The organism is Limimaricola sp. G21655-S1 (assembly GCF_027213785.1).
GTDB lineage: Bacteria > Pseudomonadota > Alphaproteobacteria > Rhodobacterales > Rhodobacteraceae > Limimaricola.
The window spans coordinates 1-652 of the sequence record NZ_JAPWGO010000076.1 but is presented as its reverse complement, the minus strand read 5'-3'; the positions used below and the strand labels follow the sequence as shown (position 1 = coordinate 652).

Here is a 652-nt window from a genome sequence, read left to right as displayed (position 1 = left end):
CGCAGCAGATGTCGCGATCCGTCACGATGCCCATCGGCTCGCCCGCGTCGTTGAGCACCGGAAGCGCCCCGATGGAGTGTTCGGCCATCAGCTTTGCGGCCTCCTGAATGGTGGTGTTCCCGCCGCAACAGACGGGATCGCTGGTCATGATGTCCTGGACTTGCATATTTCGCTCCTCTGTTGAGTGCGGGATGACAACGAACAGACCCATAGCCGCGTTCCCGCTTCGCGCGCGCCTCGGCGACGATCCGCAAGGTGACGGTTTCGTGAGCGAATTTCCCCTTCGGGCAGTAGACAGGCGGCGCGCCCGTTCATAGATCGGTGCCATGCGCCTCTGGGTGTCAACGGCGGACCAAAAATCGGCCACGCGGCGGCGCAAAACCAGGCCAGCGGCGCGGCGGCAAGCGCCATGCCGCGCCCGCTTGCCCCGTAGCTGGGGCGTGGCATGGCGCATTGGCCCGCGAGGCCAATTCATCCGGCGAGGATCAGGTGGGGGCTGCGGCCTTTCGTGCCCGGCTTTGGCCGAGCCGATAGCTGTCGCCATTCATCTCGAGGATATTGACGTGGTGGGTCAGCCTGTCGAGCAGCGCGCCGGTCAGGCGTTCGGTGCCGAAGGTTTCGGTCCACTCATCGAATGGCAGGTTGCTGGTGA

Annotated in this window: 2 protein-coding genes; both read right to left on the bottom strand. The window is 64.9% G+C overall.

What is annotated here, in order from left to right:
• On the bottom strand, window positions 1–211 hold a 211-nt coding region (locus O4G76_RS19895; RefSeq protein ID WP_269398889.1), incomplete at its 3' end, for a CBS domain-containing protein.
• 274 nt (window positions 212–485) lie between these two features.
• On the bottom strand, window positions 486–652 hold a 167-nt coding region (locus O4G76_RS19890), incomplete at its 5' end, for an ATP-binding protein (protein ID WP_269398890.1).